21 protein-coding genes are annotated in these 20,735 nt (G+C 65.4%); 7 read left to right on the top strand and 14 right to left on the bottom strand.

Annotation, left to right across the window (positions count from 1 at the left end):
• Positions 1–248 precede the first annotated feature (248 nt).
• From A7X65_RS31160 to A7X65_RS31120, 9 genes are all read right to left on the bottom strand, one after another.
• Positions 249–449 carry a hypothetical protein gene (locus A7X65_RS31160; RefSeq protein ID WP_063692462.1) on the bottom strand — a complete coding sequence of 67 codons (201 nt, stop codon included), beginning with the start codon at positions 447–449 and terminating at the stop codon, positions 249–251.
• A gap of 294 nt (positions 450–743) precedes the next feature.
• Positions 744–2,885: a flagellar biosynthesis protein FlhA gene (flhA, locus tag A7X65_RS31155; RefSeq protein WP_063692461.1), complete on the bottom strand. Its 2,142-nt coding sequence runs from the start codon at positions 2,883–2,885 to the stop codon at positions 744–746.
• Positions 2,886–3,183: 298 nt separating this feature from the next.
• Positions 3,184–3,936 (bottom strand): hypothetical protein, encoded by a 753-nt coding sequence (locus tag A7X65_RS31150; protein ID WP_145669099.1) that lies wholly within the window; start codon positions 3,934–3,936, stop codon positions 3,184–3,186.
• Between the two features lie 228 nt (positions 3,937–4,164).
• Positions 4,165–4,464 (bottom strand): copper-binding protein, encoded by a 300-nt coding sequence (locus A7X65_RS31145; protein ID WP_063692644.1) that lies wholly within the window; start codon positions 4,462–4,464, stop codon positions 4,165–4,167.
• A gap of 16 nt (positions 4,465–4,480) precedes the next feature.
• Positions 4,481–4,933: a cupredoxin domain-containing protein gene (locus tag A7X65_RS31140; RefSeq protein ID WP_063692643.1), complete on the bottom strand. Its 453-nt coding sequence runs from the start codon at positions 4,931–4,933 to the stop codon at positions 4,481–4,483.
• 32 nt (positions 4,934–4,965) lie between these two features.
• Positions 4,966–6,303, bottom strand: coding sequence for a copper oxidase (locus A7X65_RS31135; protein ID WP_063692641.1), 1,338 nt, complete (start codon positions 6,301–6,303; stop codon positions 4,966–4,968).
• 13 nt (positions 6,304–6,316) lie between these two features.
• Positions 6,317–7,741 carry a TolC family protein gene (locus A7X65_RS31130; protein ID WP_063692459.1) on the bottom strand — a complete coding sequence of 475 codons (1,425 nt, stop codon included), beginning with the start codon at positions 7,739–7,741 and terminating at the stop codon, positions 6,317–6,319.
• Positions 7,742–7,750: 9 nt separating this feature from the next.
• Positions 7,751–8,035 carry a hypothetical protein gene (locus tag A7X65_RS31125; RefSeq protein ID WP_063692457.1) on the bottom strand — a complete coding sequence of 95 codons (285 nt, stop codon included), beginning with the start codon at positions 8,033–8,035 and terminating at the stop codon, positions 7,751–7,753.
• A 77-nt stretch (positions 8,036–8,112) separates the two neighbouring features.
• The gene (locus A7X65_RS31120; RefSeq protein WP_063692639.1) at positions 8,113–8,556 is read right to left on the bottom strand and encodes a hypothetical protein; all 444 of its coding nucleotides are present in this window, start codon (positions 8,554–8,556) and stop codon (positions 8,113–8,115) included.
• 151 nt (positions 8,557–8,707) lie between these two features.
• Here A7X65_RS31120 and A7X65_RS31115 point away from each other — a divergent pair, with 151 nt between their 5' ends.
• A complete protein-coding gene (locus A7X65_RS31115) occupies positions 8,708–9,973 on the top strand; it encodes an MFS transporter (RefSeq protein ID WP_063692455.1) in 1,266 nt (421 codons plus the stop codon).
• Here the strand turns inward: A7X65_RS31115 and A7X65_RS31110 are convergent.
• Both A7X65_RS31110 and A7X65_RS31105 read right to left on the bottom strand, forming a co-directional pair.
• Positions 9,970–10,377, bottom strand: a complete 408-nt coding sequence (locus A7X65_RS31110; RefSeq protein WP_063692453.1) for a DUF4864 domain-containing protein — start codon at positions 10,375–10,377, stop codon at positions 9,970–9,972. The two genes, A7X65_RS31115 and A7X65_RS31110, sit on opposite strands and share 4 nt — an antisense overlap.
• Positions 10,378–10,443: 66 nt before the next feature.
• Entirely contained in the window at positions 10,444–11,085 is a 642-nt protein-coding gene (locus A7X65_RS31105; protein ID WP_208608631.1) for a TetR/AcrR family transcriptional regulator, read from the bottom strand.
• 253 nt (positions 11,086–11,338) lie between these two features.
• Between A7X65_RS31105 and A7X65_RS31100 the strand changes: the two genes are divergently transcribed.
• From A7X65_RS31100 to A7X65_RS31090, 3 genes are read left to right on the top strand one after another with little or no spacing between them, the layout of a single operon-like run.
• Entirely contained in the window at positions 11,339–11,836 is a 498-nt protein-coding gene (locus A7X65_RS31100; RefSeq protein WP_063692450.1) for a (2Fe-2S)-binding protein, read from the top strand.
• Positions 11,833–12,888 carry an FAD binding domain-containing protein gene (locus A7X65_RS31095; protein ID WP_063692449.1) on the top strand — a complete coding sequence of 352 codons (1,056 nt, stop codon included), beginning with the start codon at positions 11,833–11,835 and terminating at the stop codon, positions 12,886–12,888. Before A7X65_RS31100 ends, A7X65_RS31095 begins: the two co-directional genes overlap by 4 nt.
• A complete protein-coding gene (locus A7X65_RS31090) occupies positions 12,881–15,142 on the top strand; it encodes a xanthine dehydrogenase family protein molybdopterin-binding subunit (RefSeq protein ID WP_063692447.1) in 2,262 nt (753 codons plus the stop codon). The genes A7X65_RS31095 and A7X65_RS31090 overlap by 8 nt, the downstream gene beginning before the upstream one ends.
• Before the next feature lie 44 nt (positions 15,143–15,186).
• Here the strand turns inward: A7X65_RS31090 and A7X65_RS42885 are convergent, their stop codons facing one another.
• Together A7X65_RS42885 and A7X65_RS31085 are read right to left on the bottom strand one after the other, a co-directional pair.
• Positions 15,187–15,339 (bottom strand): hypothetical protein, encoded by a 153-nt coding sequence (locus A7X65_RS42885; protein WP_167358309.1) that lies wholly within the window; start codon positions 15,337–15,339, stop codon positions 15,187–15,189.
• Between the two features lie 148 nt (positions 15,340–15,487).
• Positions 15,488–16,036, bottom strand: coding sequence for a cupin domain-containing protein (locus A7X65_RS31085; protein WP_027562566.1), 549 nt, complete (start codon positions 16,034–16,036; stop codon positions 15,488–15,490).
• Positions 16,037–16,186: 150 nt separating this feature from the next.
• Between A7X65_RS31085 and aptA the strand changes: the two genes are divergently transcribed.
• Both aptA and A7X65_RS31075 read left to right on the top strand, forming a co-directional pair.
• Positions 16,187–17,515, top strand: coding sequence for an omega-aminotransferase AptA (gene aptA, locus A7X65_RS31080; RefSeq protein ID WP_063692445.1), 1,329 nt, complete (start codon positions 16,187–16,189; stop codon positions 17,513–17,515).
• A 70-nt stretch (positions 17,516–17,585) separates the two neighbouring features.
• Positions 17,586–18,851, top strand: a complete 1,266-nt coding sequence (locus A7X65_RS31075; protein ID WP_063692443.1) for a D-amino acid dehydrogenase — start codon at positions 17,586–17,588, stop codon at positions 18,849–18,851.
• A gap of 267 nt (positions 18,852–19,118) precedes the next feature.
• On the opposite strand, the gene A7X65_RS31070 is transcribed toward A7X65_RS31075, so the two are convergent.
• On the bottom strand, positions 19,119–19,808 hold the full coding sequence (locus tag A7X65_RS31070; RefSeq protein WP_063692442.1) for a helix-turn-helix domain-containing protein: 690 nt from the start codon (positions 19,806–19,808) through the stop codon (positions 19,119–19,121).
• 162 nt (positions 19,809–19,970) lie between these two features.
• Between A7X65_RS31070 and A7X65_RS31065 the strand changes: the two genes are divergently transcribed.
• Positions 19,971–20,729 (top strand): ABC transporter substrate-binding protein, encoded by a 759-nt coding sequence (locus A7X65_RS31065; RefSeq protein WP_063692440.1) that lies wholly within the window; start codon positions 19,971–19,973, stop codon positions 20,727–20,729.
• Positions 20,730–20,735: the final 6 nt, after the last annotated feature.

Here is a 20,735-nt window from a genome sequence, read left to right as displayed (position 1 = left end):
GGTCGTAGGATGGGTAGAGCGCAGCGAAACCCATCATGCGTAGACGCGGTGGGACATTCGATGGGTTTCGCTGCGCTCTACCCATCCTACCATCCGTCATTGAGACTACCCCCAGACATGAGAAAGCGCCCGTGGGGGGCGGGCGCTTTCTGTAGTCGACTTGGGGTTGGGGTCGTCTACATATCCACGTGGCGACTTTGGGGGGCTGGTAAAGAGCCGCGTGAATTCACAAAACTTGTCTGATCTCCTTATCGAACGAGGGACGCGTTCGAGCTGGTGATAACGACCGGCTTGCCGGCCTTGATGACGCGGGCCGTCTGGGTCAGACCTTCATCCGATCCTGAGCGTGCCGTGATGCCGAAGCCTGCCAACGCGATCCCTGCGACGAGGGCCACGACCACAATCTTCAGGTGGGTCGAGCGATCTGCGCTGTAGATCGAGTGGTTCATGGAAGCCTCCTGCCGCCATCTACCCGAAGTAGTCGCCGGCCGTTTGAGGCAGGTTCATGCTTCCGGTGCCCAACAACCTAGTATGGGGGGGATTCGTTCCCAAGGGGCGATCACAAGAGCGTGAAAGGACGTGAAAGATCGCGATCAAAGGCGACCCTTGATCGTTCTTTTCTATAATTATTTCAAAGTCGTAATGTGCCTGCCGGGCGCTTTTTCCCTCTTTGGTCTACAAGGCGCCAGGAACTCAAAAACCATTTGCCTGTGGCCGAAAAACACACGGCTTCTTAAGGCAAATCAGATGCTTCCGACCGTTTTCAGCCTCGCCCGCGGGTGGATCTCGGCCTGCGACAACACGGTCGTCTGGGCGCGGAACCGCTCGACCAGAGAGCGGACGAAGGGACGAATTGCCGCAGAGGTAACCAGCACCGGCGCCTCGCCTTCACGCGCGGCGCGCTCGAACGCCTCGCGCACGCCGGTCATGAACTCCGACAGTTTCGAGGGCTGCATGGCGAGGCTGCGCTCCTCGCCCTGGCCGATGATGGATTCGGCGAAGGCCTGCTCCCATTTCGCCGACAGCGCGATCAGCGGCAGATAGCCGTTGTAGGAGGTGTTCTGCGCGCAGATCTGGCGCGCCAGCCGGGCGCGAACGTGCTCGACCATGGTGGAGGGATTGCGCGAGAAGGCGAGCGAGTCGGCGATGCCTTCGAGGATGGTCGAGAGGTCGCGGATCGAGATGCGCTCGGCCAGCAGCAGCTGCAGCACGCGCTGGATGCCGGAGACAGTGACCTGTGCGGGCACGATGTCCTTGACCAGCTCGCTCTGCTCCTTCGGCAGCTCCTTGAGCAGCTTCTGCACCTCGCCATAGGAGAGCAGGTCCGACATGTTGGCCTTGAGCAGCTCGGTGAGATGGGTCGAGAGCACGGTCGCGGCGTCGACGACGGTGTAGCCCTTGAGCGAGGCCTCTTCCTTGAGGCTGGCATCGACCCAGGTCGCGGGCAGGCCGAAGGTCGGCTCGGTGGTGTGGATGCCGGGCACCTGAACCTGGCTGCCGCCGGGATCCATGACCATGAACTGGTTCGGCCAGATCTTGCCGGTGCCGGCATCGACCTCCTTGATCTTGATGATGTAGGTGTTGGCCTCGAGCTGGACGTTGTCGAGGATACGCACCGCCGGCATCACGAAGCCCATCTCGATCGCGAGCGAGCGGCGCAGCGCCTTGATCTGCTCGGTGAGGCGGTCGGTGCCGTCGGGGCCGTTGACCAGCGGCAGCAGCGCGTAGCCGAGCTCGATCTTGAGGTCGTCGATCTTGAGCGCGGCGGAGATCGGCTCTTCCGCCGCAGCGGCGCCCGGCGCGCCGGGCGTGCCCGCGGCGGGCGCCGCGTTGGCGGCTTCCTCGGCCTTGACGGCGGTGCGCTTGTGGTTGCGGGCGTTCCAGGCCAGCGCGCCGGCGCCGGCGCCGAGTGCCAGGAAGGGGATGGTCGGAATGCCCGGCAGGGCGGCCAGCACCAGCATGACCGCGGAGGACATCGCCAGCGCCTGCGGATAGCCGGAGAACTGCTTCATCAGCGCCTTGTCGGCGGCGCCGGACACGCCGGCCTTGGAGACCAGCAGGCCGGCTGCGGTGGAGACGATCAGCGCCGGCACCTGGGTGACCAGGCCGTCACCGACGGTCAGCAGCGTGTAGCTGCGCCCGGCGTCGGCGAAGGACATGCCCTGCTGGGCCACGCCGATGATCATGCCGCCGACGACGTTGATGAAGACGATCAGGAGGCCAGCGATGGCATCGCCGCGAACGAATTTGGAGGCACCGTCCATGGCGCCGAAGAAGCCGCTCTCGTCCTCCAGCGCCTTGCGGCGCTCCTTGGCGACCTTCTCGTCGATGAGCCCGGCGCCGAGGTCGGCGTCGATCGCCATCTGCTTGCCGGGCATGGCGTCGAGGTGGAAGCGCGCGGCGACTTCGGCGATACGGCCCGAACCCTTGGTGATGACGATGAAATTGACGATGATCAGGATTGCGAAGACGATGATGCCGATGACGAAATTGCCGCCCATCACGAAGCTGCCGAAGGCTTCGATGACGTGACCGGCGGCGGCCGTTCCCTCGTGCCCGTGCGACAGGATCAGGCGGGTCGAGGCCATGTTGAGCGACAGGCGCAGCATGGTCGAGATCAGCAGGACGGTCGGGAAAGCCGAGAATTCCAGCGGCGCCTGGATGAACAGCGAGGTCATCAGGATCAGGATCGAGAGCGTGATCGAGATCGCCAGGAACAGGTCCAGCACGATCGCGGGCAGCGGCAGGATCAGCACCACCAGGATGGTGAGGACGCCGAGCGCCAGCGCGATATCGCCGCGCTTGAGGATGTTGACGATCTCGTTGAGGGAGGGGATGCCGGGCTTGGCGCTGCCTACGCCCTGTCCCGCGGTGACGTCGACCATGGTAGCTGCCTCCCCGCGCGACTGCCGGCCGCGCGCCCCAAACGTCTGCGCGGCGGCCGATGGGCCGCCGTTCCGAAAGTGAGGCACCGCACTGGCGTCCACGGGGGCTCCCGTTCTACGCGGCTGACGACACTCGACTTCACCCGGCAATTCTTGCCGGGTGTATGGTTAGCAAAGGGTTAACGGAGGGGGTGGCTGGAGGTCAGATCCGGGGGCGCCGGGCCCCCGGATGCCGGATCCGGACGATGGCCGCCGGGGCTGCGGCCGGTGGAAGGGGCGGATCGGCTCGTAATCGCCGCTAGAGCGACTGCACGACGTCGGCATTGCCCATCGGCGACAGGCTGCTCGACTCCTTCCTGATCGATTCCGCGACGAAGCGAAGCTCCCAGTTCTTGACGAACCAATAGGCCGCAAACGCCCAGAGGCCAGACCATTCCACGAACAGGATGTAGGAATCGTTCGCCCGATCCGTATGGAGGAAGTGCATGATCACCGAGCCCCCCATCGCCAGCATCATGTAGGCGCCGATCAGGAAGTAGAACGTCCTGAACCGCTTGCGGGCCGTTTCGTCATTCTTGATCTGCGACAGCGTCTGGTCCGAGTACCAGAATATGATGACGCCGATACACACGAACGCCAGCACCGCGCTGATGCCGTGCAGCGTGATGTTCGGATAGCCGAACGAGGCAAGGGTGAAGGGGCTGGTCTTGTCGGGGATGCCCATCGGAAAGATCGCAACGCCCAAGGTGAATATGCCGGTCAGGCTGAGCCAGCGGTCTTCATTCTTCGAGAAGCCCTTGTAGCGGTACAGGAACACGCCGACGGCGAAGAGCAGGCCGCAGAACCAGAGCCGGGCGGGATAGAGGTCCGCCACGCCTTGAGCGGGGGTCTGGGCGAAATAGTAATCACTCAGCGAGGGCTGCAGGCGAATGCCCCAGAGCAGGCCGATCAGGATCACGACGACCGGGAAGGCCGCCGTCAGCGCGCCCATTCGTGTCCGCAGTTTTCCGTAGTTCTCGATGATGGCCTTGTCGATATGATCTTGTTCCATAATGAACTCCATGACTCCAAAGGGCGTCATGTTGGCATTATTTAAGGTTGTGGAAAAGGTTTAAGGTTGTAGGCAAGACGCCGCAGCATCGAGCCGCGTGGCTGCAGGCTTGATGCGGCGCAAGGTCAGGCGGGTCCGCCATCGGAGCTCCCAATGCACCGTGGTGCATTGGGGCTTCCCGGGCGTCAGGGCGCGTCGCCTGCAACGATGGCCGGGGAGGGGGCTGTGCTACTTCGCTTTCTCCATCTTCGTCACCGTATATCCCGACGCTGCCTCCTCGGCCTCGAAGGTCACCTTGTCGCCGACCTTCACCTGCTTGAGCATCGCGGCGTCCTTGACGCGGTAGACCATGGTCATGGGCTCCTCCATGCCGAGGCTCTTGGCGGGGCCGTGCTTGAGCGTGATCTTGCCGGCGCCTTCGTCGATCTTCTTCACCTCGCCGCTGATCGAGGCTCCGGCGGCGAGCGCGCCGCAAGACAGGCCGAGCGTCAGCGCGAGCGCCGTGGCGATGCGGATGATGGGGTTCATGGTTCGCTCCATTGCTTCAATTCACGGTGACGTTGCCGACCATGCCGTAGTCGCGGTGGCCGGGGATCAGGCAGGAAAATTCGAACGTGCCGGCCTTGGTAAACTTCCAGAGGATCTCCGCGGTCTTGCTCGGAGCAAGCCGCACCCCGTTCGGATCGTCGTGCTCCATGTGCGGATGCTTCTTCATCACCTCGGCATGGGCGAGGTTCTCCTTGGTCGTCGCGAGCAGGAATTCGTGGTCCTCCTTGCCGACATTGCGCAGCACGAAGCGGATCTGCTCGCCGCGCTTCACCTCGATCTTGGCGGGCGCGTAGTCCATCTCGTTCATCAGGATCTCGACGGTGCGGGCGGGCTTCTTGGGATCGCCGGGCTCGCCGGCCGAAAAGGCCGCGTGCCCGTGCTGCTCGTGCGCCAGCGCCGGTGCCAGCGAAAGCGCAGCCAGCGCTATTCCGAGTTTGATCGTCTTCATCTTCTTCTCCAGTTGGTGGTTCATCGAAACGCTCACATCTTCATGTTCTTCATCGGCGGGCCGCCCGGCTTCTGCCGCGCCGGCTCCGCGGCCGGCGATGCGACCTCGTAGGCGACGGTGCCTTGCGGGAATTTGTAGGGGCCGGGATCGCGGTAATCGTCGCGCGCGAGGTCCTCGCGGATCTTCATCACCGTCAACATGCCGCCCATCTCGATCGGGCCGAACTGGCCGGTGCCGGTCATCATCGGCAGCGTGTTGTCGGGCGCGGGCATCTCCATGTTGCCCATCGCCATGCCGGTCGAGCCCATCGCCATGCCGTCAGGCGCGAGCTTGCCGACGGCCTTGGCGAGATCCTTGCGCGATACGCCGATGAGATTGCGCACCTCGTGCCCCATCGCATTCATGGTGTGGTGCGACTTGTGGCAGTGGAACGCCCAGTCGCCGGGATTGTCGGCGAGCACGTCGAACACCCTGACGGCGCCGACCGGAACGTCGGTCGTCGTCTCCGGATATTGCGCGCTCTCCGGCACCCAGCCGCCGTCGGTGCAGGTCACCGCGAAGCTGTGGCCGTGCAGATGGATCGGATGGTTGGTCATGCTGAGATTGCCGATGCGCACGCGCACCTTGTCGCCGAGCCGCACCGGCAGCGGATCGATGCCCGGAAACACCCGCGCATTCCAGGTCCACATGTTGAAGTCGGTCATCTCGTTGACCTGCGGCAGATAGGTGCCGGGATCGACGCGATAGGTGCTCATCACGAAGACGAAGTCGCGATCCACGGGCCGGAAACTCTGATCGCGCGGATGCACGACGACCATGCCCATCATGCCCATCGCCATCTGCACCATCTCGTCGGAATGCGGGTGGTACATGAAGGTCCCGCTCTTCTTCATCTCGAACTCGTAGACGAAGGTCTTGCCGGGATTGATGTGCGGCTGGGTCAATCCGCCGACGCCGTCCATGCCGCTCGGGATGATCATGCCGTGCCAGTGCACGGTGGTGTATTCGGGCAGCTTGTTGGTGACGAAGATGCGGACCTTGTCGCCCTCGACCGCCTCGATGGTCGGGCCGGGCGACTGACCGTTGTAGCCCCACAGATTCACCTTCATGCCCTCGGCGAATTCGCGCACCACGGGCTCGGCGACGAGATGGAATTCCTTCCAGTCGCCGTTCATGCGGAACGGCAGCGACCAGCCGTTCAATGTGACCACGGGGCGGTAGTCCGGCCCGCCAATGGGATGCAGCGGCGGCTGCATCACCACCTTGTCCATGGTGGGCGCTTCCGGAATCGACGCGGCCTGGACGCGGCCGCTGACGGCCGACGCGCCGGCAAGGGCTGCGGTGCCCAAAAATCCTCGGCGGGAAAACATGCTGGCCTCCATCTCAGTGGTCGCCGTCGGCAGGCGCTGCCGCGGCGATGGTGGTTGAATTTTCGCCGCCGGACGCAGGCGCGCCGCCGCCATTGACGGCGGTCTGCAGGTCGGACTGGGCGAGGAAGAATTTTTGCTTGGCGTCGATGGCGCCGCGCAACGACGCCAGGCGCTGCCGCGCCTCCGTGAGTAGCGCGAAGATATCGACCTGCATGCTGGAGAAGCGGAGCTGCATCTCCTCGGTGATGATCTTGCGCAACGGGATGATCTCGCGCTGGTAGTGGCTCGCGATGTCGTAGCTGGAGCGATAGACACGATAAGCATCGCGCGCTTCCGAGCGGACATTCACGGCGCGCTCGGTCAGGCGGTTGAAGGCGAGGTTGTAGGTCTCCGCCGCCTGCCGTACCCGCACCTCGCCGCCGTCGAAGATCGGAATCTGGAACTGCACGTCGAAGCCGCGCTCGCGGAACGGCGGGCCCTCGGGGTCCTGGGTGCGGCGGGAGATGCCGGCGAGATCGAGCAGCGTCACGAAGCGCGTTGCCTCGGTGAGGTTCAGCGACTTCGCCAGCGCGGTCAGTTCCAGCCGTGCGATCTGCAGGTCGACGCGATGCGCCACCGCGTCGGCTTCGATTCCAGGCAGGCTCTGCGGCCGGCGCGGCAGCGGCGGCAACTGGTTGGGCAGACGGAAGTCGAGGCCGTCGTCCCACAGCCCCATCAGCCGTGCGAGTTTTTCGCGCGCGCTTGTCGCGCTCTGCCGCGCGGTGGCGAGATCGGCTGTCGTCTCGGCATAGAACACCTGCTCGCGGGCCTGGTCGAGCTTGTTGAGCGAGCCGGTCTCGCCGAGCTTGACGGCAAGCTGTGCGGTCGATTCCGCCGTCGCCTTCGCGTCGGTCAGCAGCGCCACCATCTCGTTGCCGGCGACGGTGCGGACATAGGCGCGGCGCACGTCGGCCGCGAGCCGCAAGGTCGCCAGCGCGGCGCGCAATTGCGCCTGACGGAAGCGGTCGCGGGCGATCTCGGAGCGGAACGGCAGGGTGGCGAGCGCGAGGATGTCGCCGACCACCTGGCGCTCGATCTCGCTCGCGCCATTGCCCGTGATCCGCGAGATCGAGAACACCGGATTGGGCGGCAGGCTCTGCTCCACCAATTCGGTCTCGGCCAGCGCAAGCTCGTTATAGGTGGCCTGCAGCCCCTTGTTGTTGAGCAGCGCGATCTGCACCGCCGCGTCTGCGCCGAGTGTTCGCGCCAGCAACTGGCGAACGCGCGCCTCGACTACAGCGGCTCCCTCGGCCGATCGGACGAAGGCGACGTCCTTGTTGATGGTCCGGCTGGCGAGGTCCGAAACCGTCGTCATGCCAGCGTCCGGCGAGAACGCCATGCAGCCGGAGAGCCCGAATGCTGCGAACACGAGCAGGCCGCGCGCAAGATAATGTGTCATGGCGCACTCCTACCGGTCTTGCTTCGGCTGCGGCGTGACCGCGTCGTTGCGGTCGCGCCATGGCGCCGGCGTCGCGGGCCTGAGGCTGGAGTAGGGCGCAATGGTCGAGCGATAGCCGACGCGCGCCGTCTTCGCCGCGGGATCGGCAGGATCAGCGCCCGCGACCTGCGTGGTCGCCGGCATGCAGCCGGACAGCGCGAGCGCAATCACGGCCAGCAGCGGCCAATTAAATAGAGTATGTCGTCCACGCGCCGCAGATGCGGCGGCGAACTTCGCCCCGGAAAGCGCAAGCATGAGTCATCCTTGATCTGTCGTGAGACCACAGGTGCACGCGCGCGGACGCGCGCCGGACCTGACGTCGTCGAATCAGATCAGGCGATGGGGGGGCGATAGTGCCGGGACGGTGCCGCGCTGTGCAGGCTGGCCACGATCTCGGGCGCGCAGGTCGACATCGGCTGGACCGGTGTGGCGACGCTGGGCAGATCGGCCGGCAGGGCACTGACGCACATCATCGCGCAGCAAGGACCAACTGTTCCCTTGCCGTCATGATGATGCGACGCCGATGTGTCCTGTGCCGCGGTCTGGTGATGCGCGTGCGCGCCGGCGTGGTCGTGCCAGGCGCCGTCATGCGTGTGGCCGGCCTGCATCTGGTGATGCGCCGGCACGAGATCGGCGAGAAGCGCGTCGTCAAGGCACGGCGCCGGGCCAGTGCCCCAGGCCAGTGCCATGGCGGGTGCGAGCACGCAGAACAGATAGGCGAGAGCGATGATCCGCCCCACCCTGATCCGCACCGATCGCGTCAACCGCAACAACATTTCGCCGATATGCTCCTCGCGCGGCAATGTTGCACACGCTGATTGCAAACTAGTGGCAAAACGCGCATCCGCCAAGCTCCTTCTTACCGCAGTGCACCGCGCATGCCCAATATATCGCCACGTTGGTTGACCGTGTGGTGATCCGCGGGTCATGTTCCGCTCCGTGCACGCGCCAATTCATCCCGGACAAACACCAGATTCATTCAGCCCTGATTCCCGTCAGGCCTGGATGCGGCTTGTCATTGCGCTGGTGATCGGCTCGATCGGCGGCGTCGGCATGTGGGCGATCGTCGTGATGATTCCCGCGGTGCAGACCGAGTTCGCCGCCACGCGCGGCGCGGTGTCGCTGGCCTTTACCCTCATGATGTTCGGCTTCGGGCTCGGCGGCGTCATCGCCGGCAAGATCACGGACCGGTTCGGCATCGTGCGGGCCATGGCGATCAGCATCGTCTTCCTCGGCATCGCCAACACGCTGGCCGGGCTGTCGACGCAGCTCTGGCAGTTCATTGCGGCCTATTTCCTGATCGGGCTCGGCACATCCGCGACCTTCGCGCCGCTGATGGCGGAGGCCTCGCACTGGTTCGAGCGCTATCGCGGGCTTGCCGTGACCATTGTCGCCAGCGGCAATTATGTCGCCGGCACGATGTGGCCGCCGATCGTGAACTTCGGCATGCAGTCGATCGGCTGGCGCCACACCCATATCGGCATCGGCATCGTCTGCGTGGTGCTGATGACGGTTCTGGTTCTGGTCCTGCGCGCGCAGATCGGCAATGACACGGTGCACGACCATGCCAAGGCGCCGCCGCCGCGGGTCGATCTCAAGCTCTCGACCAACACGCTGACCGTGCTGCTCTCGATCGCCAGCATCTCCTGCTGCGTCGCCATGGCGATGCCGCAGGTGCATATCGTCGCCTATTGCGGCGACCTCGGCTATGGCGTGGCGCGCGGCGCCGAGATGCTGTCGCTGATGATGGCCTGCGGTATCGTCAGCCGGATCGGTTCGGGTTATCTCGCCGACAAGATCGGCGGCATCCCCACGCTGCTGGTCGGATCGCTGGCGCAAGGGTTTGCACTGGTGTTCTACCTGTTCTTCGACAGCCTCGCCTCGCTCTACATCATCTCGGCGATGTTCGGCCTGTTCCAGGGTGGCATCGTGCCGAGCTACGCAATCATCGTGCGCGAGGCGATGCCGGCTCGCGAGGCCGCAACCCGCGTCGGCATCGTGATCTTCGCCTCTGTGTTCGGCATGTCGTTCGGCGGCTGGGTCTCGGGCGTCATCTTCGACGCCACCGGCTCCTACGGCGCGGCCTTCGCCAACGGCGTGGCGTGGAATGCGCTCAATATCAGCATCGTCGTTCTGCTGCTGATCCGCTCGCGGATGGGCTCGGTCAGAGCCGGGCCGGGTTTTGCGACTTAGACCGCCTGTCCGGCCTTCAGCAGCGTGCAGCCGGTGATCTTGTAGCTGCCGTCGGCCTGCTGCTCGAGCGTGTAGAGCGCCTCCCAGGCTTCGCCATTGGCATCGACGATGTGGACGCGCTGGGCGATCCGGCTGCCTTCGACCTTGCTCTCGCCGAATTCAAAGCTCTTGTGGCGATAGACCGGTGCGTAGCCGTTCTGCACCATCGACATGAAGATCTCAGGCGCGGGAAAGATCTCCTTGATCGCGGGGGCGGCGTAGGAATAGGCGGCGCTCGCATCGTCGCGCACGAAGGCCTGCTCCTGGGCGCGGATGACGCCTTGCGCAGTCGCGATGTCGTCGGCGCGTGCTGAAAGGCCGATGAGAGCGACACTGAGGGCGACGAGCAGGGCGGCAATGCGCATGGCAGGCTCCGCGTTGAGATCCCGGCGGGGCCGATCCTAGCACGCCCCATCGGACATACGGGCGGGCTATCGCTTCCGTTTCACCGCAGGCTTGGCGGGCTTCGCCGCGGGGCGAGCTTTGGGCTTGCCCGCCGGCTGCACCCGCAAACCGTCGACGAACACGTCGAGCATCCGCAGCACGGACGACTGCCAGCCGGGCTGATCGTGCATGTAGCACATGCCGATCAAGGCCCTGAGCAGGTCCTCCGGGCTGATATCGCCGCGCATCTCGCCGGCTGCAACCGCACGCTCGAGCAGCGAGCCGATCGCCTTGGTCAGCCGGTCCATAGAGAAGGCGGCGAGCTCCGACGTGCTCTGGAACGTCAGCGCCAGCGCGGCCGACATGCCTTTCTTGGTGGCCACGAACTCGACCGTGGAATTCAGCCAGCGCCTGAGCGCGTCGACCGGATCCTTCGCGTTCTTCAATTGCTCGGCGAGCTCGCTGAGCTGCTCGACCTCGCGCCGGTACACCGCCTCGAACAGATCCTCGCGCGTCGGGAAGTGCCGGTAGAGCGTGCCGATGCCGACGCCGGCGCGTTTCGCCACGGCCTCCAGGCTCGCCTCGGGCCCGCCGGCGCTGAACACGGCCTTGGCCGCCTCCAGCACGCGCTCGCGATTGCGCACGGCATCGGCGCGAGGCTTTCGGCTATGGTCAGTGTGGTCGTCCATCTCCGCAATGTAGATCACGAATTGGTTAGATTGAACCCTCGCGAGAACCTTTGCAGGGCTGCATCGCGTTGTATGCCCACGGGCTTTTGACGAATTCCAAATATTTCCGGGCGGCCCTTGTTAAGCGGAGGGTGCCTCCGTATCTTGTTCAATGCGCCGGCCCGGATCACGTCAGGGCGGCGCGATATCGACGGCGGCCACGGAGGTGGCGCGCCGAACGATGAGCCATGTCCATATCTGATCGGAGCCTTGTATGAACCACTCCATCAGCCTCACGGTGAACGGTGCACGGCGCGAGTTCGTCCTCGACGATCCCCGCGTCACGCTGCTCGATCTCCTGCGTGAGCGCCTCCATCTCACCGGAACCAAGAAGGGATGCGATCGCGGCCAGTGCGGCGCCTGCACTATTCTCGTCGACGGCAAGCGCATCAATTCGTGCCTTGCGCTCGCCATCAGCCATGACGGCGCCGACATCCTCACCATCGAAGGCGTTGCGCGCGGCGACCAGCTTCATCCGGTGCAGGCGGCGTTCATCGCCCATGACGGTTTCCAGTGCGGTTTCTGCACGCCCGGCCAGATCATGAGCGCGATCGGCATGATGCAGGAAGCCCAGGCCGGCAACGATCCCGAACGCATCCGCGAATGCATGAGCGGCAATCTGTGCCGCTGCGGCGCCTATGCCGGCATCGTCGATGCCGTGCAGGAAGCGCAAGGACGCATGGATGAGACCAACCAGAGGCGCTCCGCATGAAACAGTTCGATTATGTCAGGCCCGCCACGGTCGCGGAGGCGGTTAGCGCCGCCGCGCAGCCGGGCGCCGTCTATCTTGCCGCCGGTACCAATTTGCTCGATCTGATGAAGGGCGGCGTCAGCCGTCCGGATCGCCTGGTCGACGTCACGCATCTTCACGGGCTCGATCAGATCGAGACCCTCGCCGACGGATCGTTGCGCATTGGCGCGCTGGTCAGCAATGCCGATCTCGCGCATGACGCAAACTTCGCCAAGTCCTATCCGGCCGTGGCCGAAGCGCTGCTCTCCGGTGCGTCCGCGCAACTGCGCAACGCCGCGACCGTCGGCGGCAATCTGCTGCAGCGGACGCGCTGCGCGTACTTCTACGACACCGCCAGCCGCTGTAACAAGCGCGAGCCCGGCAGCGGCTGCGATGCCCGCGATGGCGAGAACCGCGGCCATGCCGTGCTCGGCTGGAGCGAGAGCTGCATCGCCACGCACCCCTCCGATTTCTGCGTGCCGCTGGTCGCGCTCGATGCCGTCGTCGAGATCGAGGGCAGGAGCGGCCGCCGCGAGATCGCGCTGGAGGAGCTGCATCGCCTGCCCGGCCAGACGCCCGAGCGTGAATCGGCGCTCGAGCCCGGCGACCTCATCGTCGCCGTGCGCCTGCTGGCCGCAGCGCGTGGCTTTGCGACGCATGCGCGCTACCTCAAGGTCCGCGAGCGCACGTCCTATGCCTTTGCGGTCGTCTCGGCCGCGGCTGCGTTGCGGATCGAGAACGGCAAGATCGCCGAGGCCCGGCTTGCGCTCGGCGGCGTTGCCGCAAAGCCCTGGCGCGCCCGCGCCGCGGAGGACGTTCTCAGGAACGTCGCGCCCACGGCCGACGCATTCCAGGAGGCCGCCTGGCGCGCGCTCACCGACGCAAAACCGTCCGGCGACAACGCCTTCAAGATCGAGCTGGCGCGCCGCATCGTCGTGCGCGCGCTGACCCTTGCCGCTGCCGGCACGCCCGCGCGCATCCCCGCGCTGCCGGCCTCTCCCTTTGCCTCGACGTCTGGAGCCATTCATGCCTGAGCTCAACCTGACCAGCGCGCCCGCCCATCTGCGGCACGGCTCGAACATCGGCCAGCCGCTGACCCGCCGTGACGGCGTTCTCAAGGTCACGGGGCGTGCGACCTATGCCGCCGACAATCATCCGCCCGGCATGCTGTTTGCCGTGATGGCCGTCGCCAGCATCGCGCGCGGCCGCGTGACCTCGCTCGATGTCGCGGCCGCCAAGCGTCATCCAGGCGTGGTGGAGGTCATGACGCCCGACCACAAGCCGAAGCTCGCGATCGATCCGGAGATCAAGACCAATCCGTTCGTGTTCCGGATGGAGGTGCTGCAGAGCCATGAGGTCCGCTATGCCAACCAGCCGATCGCGGTGGTGATTGCCGAGACGCTGGAGGCGGCGACGGAAGGCGCCACGCTGCTGGCGCCGCGATATGACGTGCAAACTGCGCTCGTCGGGCTCGACGCCGGCGAGAGCTACGTGCCGCCGGTCGTCGGCGTCGGCAATCCCACTGAAAACACCCATGGCGATGTCGAGGCGGGCCTCGCCGCGGCCGAGAAGCAGATCGACGCGACCTACGAGACACCGCCGCAATATCACAATGCGATGGAGCCGCACGCCATCGTGGCTCATTGGAACGGTGACAATCTGCAGATCGACATGCCGACCCAGGGCCTGATGCTGTCGCTCGGCCGCATCGCCGAGCTGTTCGGCATTGCGCCCGACAAGATCCACATCCGCAGTCCGTTCCTCGGTGGCGGTTTCGGCTCGAAGGGGCTGATGTCCGGCCCGCCGACCCTCGGCATCATGGCCGCTAAGCTTGTCGGCAAGCCGGTCAAGCTCGTGCTGCGGCGTGAGCAGATGTACGGCCCGGTCGGCCATCGCGCGCCGACGCGTCAGCGGCTGCGCATCGGCACCGACGGCGAGGGGCGCCTGACCGCGCTCGATCATCACGCCAGGACCGTGTCGAGCACGTTCGACGATTTCTACGAGCCTGCGGCCGACGCCTCGCACACGCTCTATGCGGCGCCGGCGATCCGCACCTCGCACGATGCCGTGCGCGTCAACACCGGCACGCCGCTGTTCATGCGCGCGCCGGGCGAGGCGACGGGCTCGATCGCGCTGGAGAGCGCGATCGACGAGATGGCCTGGGCCTGCGGCATCGACCCGCTCGCCTTCCGCCTGAAGAACTATGCCGAGGTCGAGCCGATGACGGGACGACCGTTCTCCTCGAAAGCGCTGCGTGCCTGCTACGATCAGGGCGCAGCGCGTTTCGGCTGGGCGAAACGCTCGCTCCAGCCCCGACAGATGCGCGACGATGCCGGACTTCTGGTCGGCTGGGGGATGGGCACCGCGACGTTCCCCGCGCTGATGTTCCAGGCCGAGGCGCGCGCTGTGCTCCGCCGCGACGGCTCGGGCGCGATGGAGATCGGCGCGCACGACATGGGGCAGGGCGCCTGGACGGCGCTTGCCCAGATCGCGGCCGATGCCGTCGGTCTCGATATCGACCGCGTGGACTTCAAGGCCGGCACATCCGACCTGCCTGATGCCGGCATCGCCGGCGGCTCGGCGCATACGGCGACTGCAGGCGCCGCGATCCACAGTGCCGGCGCGGCCGTGATCGCAAAGCTCGCCGATCTCGCAACCAATGACGAGCGCTCGCCGCTGTTCGGTGCCGGCAATGCGGGCGTGATCGCGCGGGACGGCAGGCTGATCCGTCGCGACGACGAGAGCCGCAGCGAGAGCTATGCCGAGATCCTCGCGCGCGCAGGCGTCGCCGAGGTCGAGGCCCGCGGCACCGGTGCGCCGAACCCGGCGGCGATGGAAGAGTATGCGATGCACGCCCACGGCGCGGTGTTCGCGGAAGTGAAGGTCGATCCCGAGCTCGGCCAGGTCCGCGTCAGCCGCATGGTCGGCGCCTTTGCCGCGGGACGCATCGTCAACCCGCATCTGGTGAAGAGCCAGCTGTTCGGCGGCATGATCTGGGGCATGTCCTTCGCGCTGCACGAGGAGGCCGTCACCGATCGCCGCAGCGGCAGGATCATGAATGCCAATCTCGGCGAGTACCACATTCCGGTGAATGCCGACGTGCCGCCGCTCGACGTGATCACGGTCGAGGAGCACGACCCGCATGTGAATGCGCTCGGCATCAAGGGCGTCGGCGAGATTGGCATCACCGGCAGCGCCGGCGCGGTCGCCAACGCGGTGTGGCATGCGACCGGTGTGCGCGTGCGCCGCTTCCCGATCAAGATCGAGGAGTTGCTGACGCAGCGCTGAGTGGAGCAAGGCGGGGCGAGCTCGTCTCGCTCCGCCGCGTTCTGCTAGTGCAATTTCTTGCGGATCGCCTTCAGCGCCTCGCGCTGTGTCTCGATGTACTCGGCGATGACCTTGCGCAGCTCGCGCGAATGGAGCTTGTCGGCATCGCGCTGCACTTCGTCGAGCGCAGCCTCGGCATTGGCGAGCGTGATCTTCATCTGCGGGCCCTGTTAAGAAGCGGCGCCGGAATGTCTCTCGGCTACGGCTCGCATCATATAGAGGACCGGCGCGCGGAAATTGAGATGCCTCAAGCTCCGTAAGACACCGGGGCACTCCGTAGGATCCCGGATGAGGCGAATTACCGCGTCAGAATGTCGGCGGCGTGCATGCCGAGATCACCTCGCAAGCCTTGCCGCCGACACAGCGGAAACGATGCGGACGGCGGCTCTCGAAATAATAGGCGTCGCCGGGATTGAGGATGCGGCGCTCGTCCTCGACGGTAACTTCGAGCTTGCCGGAGATCACGATACCGCCTTCCTCGCCGTCATGGACGAGATGCACGCGCCCGGTGTCGCTGCCTGGCTCGTAACGCTCTTTCAGGATCTGCAGGCTGCGTCCGAACAGATTGTCGCCGATCTGCCGATAGGAGATCGGTTTCTTGCCGACCTCGGTCAGTTCCTCCGCGCGGTAGAAGATCTTGCGCCTGGACTCCGGCTCCAGCGCGAAGAACTCGGCGAGCCCCATCGGGATGCCGTCGAGGATGCGCTTGAGCGCGCCGACCGACGGGTTCATCTGGTTGGATTCGATCAACGAGATCGTCGAATTGGTGACGCCGGCGCGTTTTGCCAGCTCGCGCTGCGACAGCTTGTGACGCGCCCGGATGAATCGCAGCCGTCCACCGATGTCGACGCTCATAGCCTGGGGTCCCGTGTTGCAGGTGTTGCGGATCGCGCAAATATGGACCGGCTGCCCTAGCGAAATCAATGGCTTGCAGGTCACCAGAAAAGGACTTGTTGCGGTTTCCAAGCCGTGGCTCTGCTAGCGGGTCAGCAAAGGAGCGCGGCCGTGACCCTTCATCAGATTCCGAACACTATCAAGACCGACTCGTTCTGGATGCCGTTCACGGCCAATCGGCAGTTCAAGAAGGCGCCGCGCCTGTTCTCCTCGGCCGAGGGCATGCACTACACCACCGTCGACGGCCGCAAGGTGATCGACGGCTCCGCCGGCCTCTGGTGCGTCAATGCCGGCCACGGCCGCAAGCAGATCGCTGCCGCGGTCGAACGCCAGCTCATGACGCTGGACTTCGCACCGACCTTCCAGATGGGTCATCCGCTGGCCTTCGACTTCGCCGAGCGCCTTGCCGAGATCGCGCCGAAAGGCCTCGATCGCATCTTCTTCACCAACTCCGGCTCTGAATCGGTCGACACCGCGCTGAAGATCGCCCTCGCCTATCATCGCGCCAACGGCCAGTCGAGCCGCACCCGCCTGATCGGCCGCGAGCGCGGCTATCACGGCGTCGGCTTCGGCGGCACCTCGGTCGGCGGCATGGTCGCCAACCGCCGCGCCTTTGCGACCCTGCTGCCGGGCGTCGACCACATCCGCCACACCCACGATCTCTCCCGCAACGCCTTTGCCAAGGACCAGCCCGAGCATGGCGCCGAGCTCGCCGACGATCTCGAGCGTCTGGTCGGCCTGCACGGCGCCGAGACCATCGCCGCCGTCATCGTCGAGCCGGTGCCGGGTTCGACCGCGGTGCTGCCGCCGCCGAAGGGCTATCTGCAGCGCCTGCGCGAGATCTGCGACAAGCACGGCATCCTGCTGATCTTCGACGAGGTCATCACCGGCTTCGGCCGTCTCGGCACGCCGTTCGCCGCCAACTTCTTCGGCGTCACGCCGGACCTGATGACGACGGCCAAGGGCATCACCAACGGCACCATCCCCTGCGGCGCGGTGTTCGCGAGCCGCAAGGTGCATGACGGCATGATGGTCGGCCCGGAGAACGCGATGGAGCTGTTCCACGGCTACACTTACTCGGCGCATCCGACCGCCTGCGCCGCGGGCATCGCGACGCTCGACATCTACAAGGACGAGGGCCTGCTGACGCGCGGTGCGTCGATGGCCGAATACTGGCGCGATGCGCTGCATCAGCTCAAGGGCCTGCCGAACGTCGTCGATATCCGCAATTGCGGCCTGATGGGCGCGGTCGAGCTGGCGCCGCGCGACGGCATCGTCGGCGCGCGCGGCTACGACGTGATGGTCGACTGCTTCAACACCGGCCTTTACCTGCGCATGAGCGGCGACAGCTTCGCGATGTCGCCTCCGCTCATCGTCGAGAAGAGCCATATCGACCAGATGGTCTCGATCCTCGGCGACGCCATCAAGAAGGTGGCCTGATAATTGCTCTCGCCGTTGCGAGTTGTTTCCTTGCAGCGGCGAGCGTGATGCCGCGGGAGTTTGACCAAGCGTGAAAGTTCTGATCCTCGGCAGCGGTGTCATCGGTGTCACCTCTGCCTACTACCTCGCACGTGCCGGCCATGAGGTGACGGTCGTCGACCGTCAGCCCGAACCGGCGCTTGAGACCTCCTTTGCCAATGCCGGCGAAGTGTCGCCCGGCTATTCCTCGCCCTGGGCCGGTCCCGGCGTGCCGGTGAAGGCGGTCAAGTGGCTGTTGATGAAGCACGGCCCGCTGGTGATCCGGCCGAAGCTCGATCCCGTCATGTGGGTCTGGCTGCTCAAGATGCTGCGCAACTGCACCAGCGAGCGCTACGCGGTCAACAAGAGCCGGATGATCCCGATCGCGGAATACAGCCGCGATTGCCTGCGTGATCTGCGCCGCGACATCGGCATTCAATATGACGAGCGCTCGCAGGGCACGCTGCAGCTGTTCCGCTACCAGTCCCAGCTCGACGGCACCGGCGAAGACATCGCCGTGCTCAAGCAATATGGCGTGCCCTTCGAGGTGCTGAGCCGCGAGGGCTGCATTGCGGTCGAGCCGGCGCTAGCAGGCGTGAAGGAGAAGTTCGCCGGCGGGCTTCGCTTGCCGCAGGACGAGACCGGCGACTGCCACATGTTCACGCAGGCGCTGGCCAAGCATGCCCAGGCGCTCGGTGTGCGCTTCATGTTCAACACCGGCATCGACCGCATCGTCACCGACGGCGCGCGCGTCAGTGGTGTCGTGACCAGCGCCGGCACGTTGCAGGCGGACGCCTACGTGCTCGCGCTCGGAAGCTGGTCGTCGCGTCTCGCCGCGCCGCTCGACATCTCGCTGCCGGTCTATCCGGTGAAGGGCTATTCGATCACGGTGCCGATCAAGGACGCCTCCGGCGCGCCGGAATCGACCGTGATGGACGAGAGCTACAAGGTCGCGATCACCCGCCTCGGCAATCGCATCCGCGTCGGTGGCACCGCCGAGATCTCCGGCTATTCGAGCAAGCTGTACGATGCCCGCCGCGCCACGCTGGATCACTCGCTGACCGATCTCTTCCCGCGCGGCGGCGATCTCTCCAAGGCGACGTTCTGGAGCGGCCTGCGCCCGATGACGCCGGACGGCCCGCCCGTGATCGGCCCGACGCAATACGCCAACCTCCACCTCAACACCGGCCACGGCACGCTCGGCTGGACCATGTCCTGCGGTTCGGGCCGCGTGCTCGCCGACATGCTGTCCGGCAAGAAGCCGGACATTGATGTCAGTGCGCTGTCGGTGGATAGGTATAACTATCGGTTTGGGTAAGACTCTATCCCCTCGTCATTGCGAGGAGCGGAGCGACGAAGCAATCCAGACTTTTTCCGCAGCGGGATTCTGGATTGCTTCGCTGCGCTCGCAATGACCATGTAGAGGCAGAGCGCCCGTATCAATCAACCGTCACCCTGAGGCGGCCGCGTAGCGGCCCTCGAAGGGCGACGGCCCGGCTCTATCGGGGCCGTGCATCCTTCGAGGCTCGCTGCGCGAGCACTTCAGGATGACGAGGCTGGGAGTGTGCGCGTGGACGGAAAGTGCCTACGCCCCCGTCACGCAGTTCACCCACAGCACCACGGCCTTCGCATCGTTCGCCGGATTTGAAAACCGGTGCGGCCGTCGGCTCGCAAATCTAAAGCTGTCGCCGGTCTTCAGCGACCATGTCTCGCTGTCCACCGTCAGCATCATCTCGCCTTCGAGCACGAGGCCGGCTTCCTCGCCGTCATGGGTGTAGAGCTCGTCGCCGGTGGAGCCGCCGGGCTCCAGATGCACCAGGAACAGATTGAGCTTGTTGTCGGTGCCGGCCGGGCTGAGCAGTTGCTTCGACACGCCGGTGCGCCAGAGTTTCAGTTCGGGCCGCTGCAGCCCGCGCGTCACGACCTGGTCCGAGGCGCCGTCGGCGCTCGGGCTCGCGCCGAACAGCGCCGCGATGCCGACGCCGAGCACGTCGGCGAGCGTTGCCAGCACGCGCAGCGACGGTGACGACAGGCCGCGCTCGATCTGGCTGAGGAAGCCGATCGAAAGGTCCGTGCGCGAAGCGACCGTCTCTAGCGAGAATTGCCTGACGCGCCGGAGGTCCCTGATGCGGCGGCCGACCGCGACGTCCATTGCTGGCTCCGTCGGCTTCACGGTAGCCTTCTTGCCGTTCCTGTTACCGCTCTTGTTGCCGTTCTCGGCCTTCCTGACCGGCTTTGCGGCGGCCGGTTTGCGTATTCTTTTGCCACCGCTCACGTCAAACCGCTTCCTTCATGTGCATGAAAACCGCTTGCATCGGCCGCGAAAGTGTGACCAAATTTTCATATTGGTGAAAATAGGCCGAAACGGCTTGGCCCGCAACGTCTGATCACGACTTTGCCCGAGCGCCGCCATCGGCCAAGCCCAAAGGGGGATGCGATGAAGCGTTTTGGTCTGGCCGCGGTCGCGGCACTCGCAATTGCAGCAATGGCGCCGGCGTCGGCGCAGCAGGTGCTGAAGGTCGGCTCGACGCCGACGGGCATTCCCTTCACCTTCCTCGACACCAAGACCAACAGCATCCAGGGCATCATGGTCGACCTCGTCACTGAAGTCGGCAAGGATGCCGGCTTCAACGTGCAGATCGAGCCGATGCAGTTCTCGGCGCTGATCCCCTCGCTGACCTCGAGCAAGATCGACATCATCGCCGCCGCGATGTTCATCACCGCGCCGCGCAAGGAGGTCGTCGATTTCTCCGATCCCATCTACACTTATGGCGAAGGTCTCGTCGTGCCGAAGAGCGACACCAAGGCCTATGCCACGCAGGACGATCTGAAGGGTGAGACCGTGGGCGCGCAAGTCGGCACCGCCTTCGTCGACGCGCTGAAGAAGACCGGCCTGTTCGCCGACGTGAAGGCCTACGACACCATTCCCGACATCCTGCGCGACGTGAACACCGGCCGCCTCAAGGCCGGCTACGCCGACTATCCGATCCTGGCCTACAATCTGAAGCAGGGCGGCTTCCCAGAGGTTCGCCTCGTGGACGGCTACAAGCCCGTGACCGTGGGCTCGGTCGGCATCGGCGTGCGCAAGGGCGAGACGGCGCTGCTCGGCAAGATCAATGCGTCGCTCGCCAAGCTGAAGGCCAACGGCACCATCGACAAGATCCTCGATAAATGGGGCCTGAAGGCCCAGGGCTGATAACGG

The sequence above is a fragment of the Bradyrhizobium stylosanthis genome (assembly GCF_001641335.1).
GTDB lineage: Bacteria > Pseudomonadota > Alphaproteobacteria > Rhizobiales > Xanthobacteraceae > Bradyrhizobium > Bradyrhizobium stylosanthis.
The sequence above is the reverse complement of the archived record's forward strand: the minus strand, read 5'-3'. Positions and strand labels throughout refer to the sequence as shown.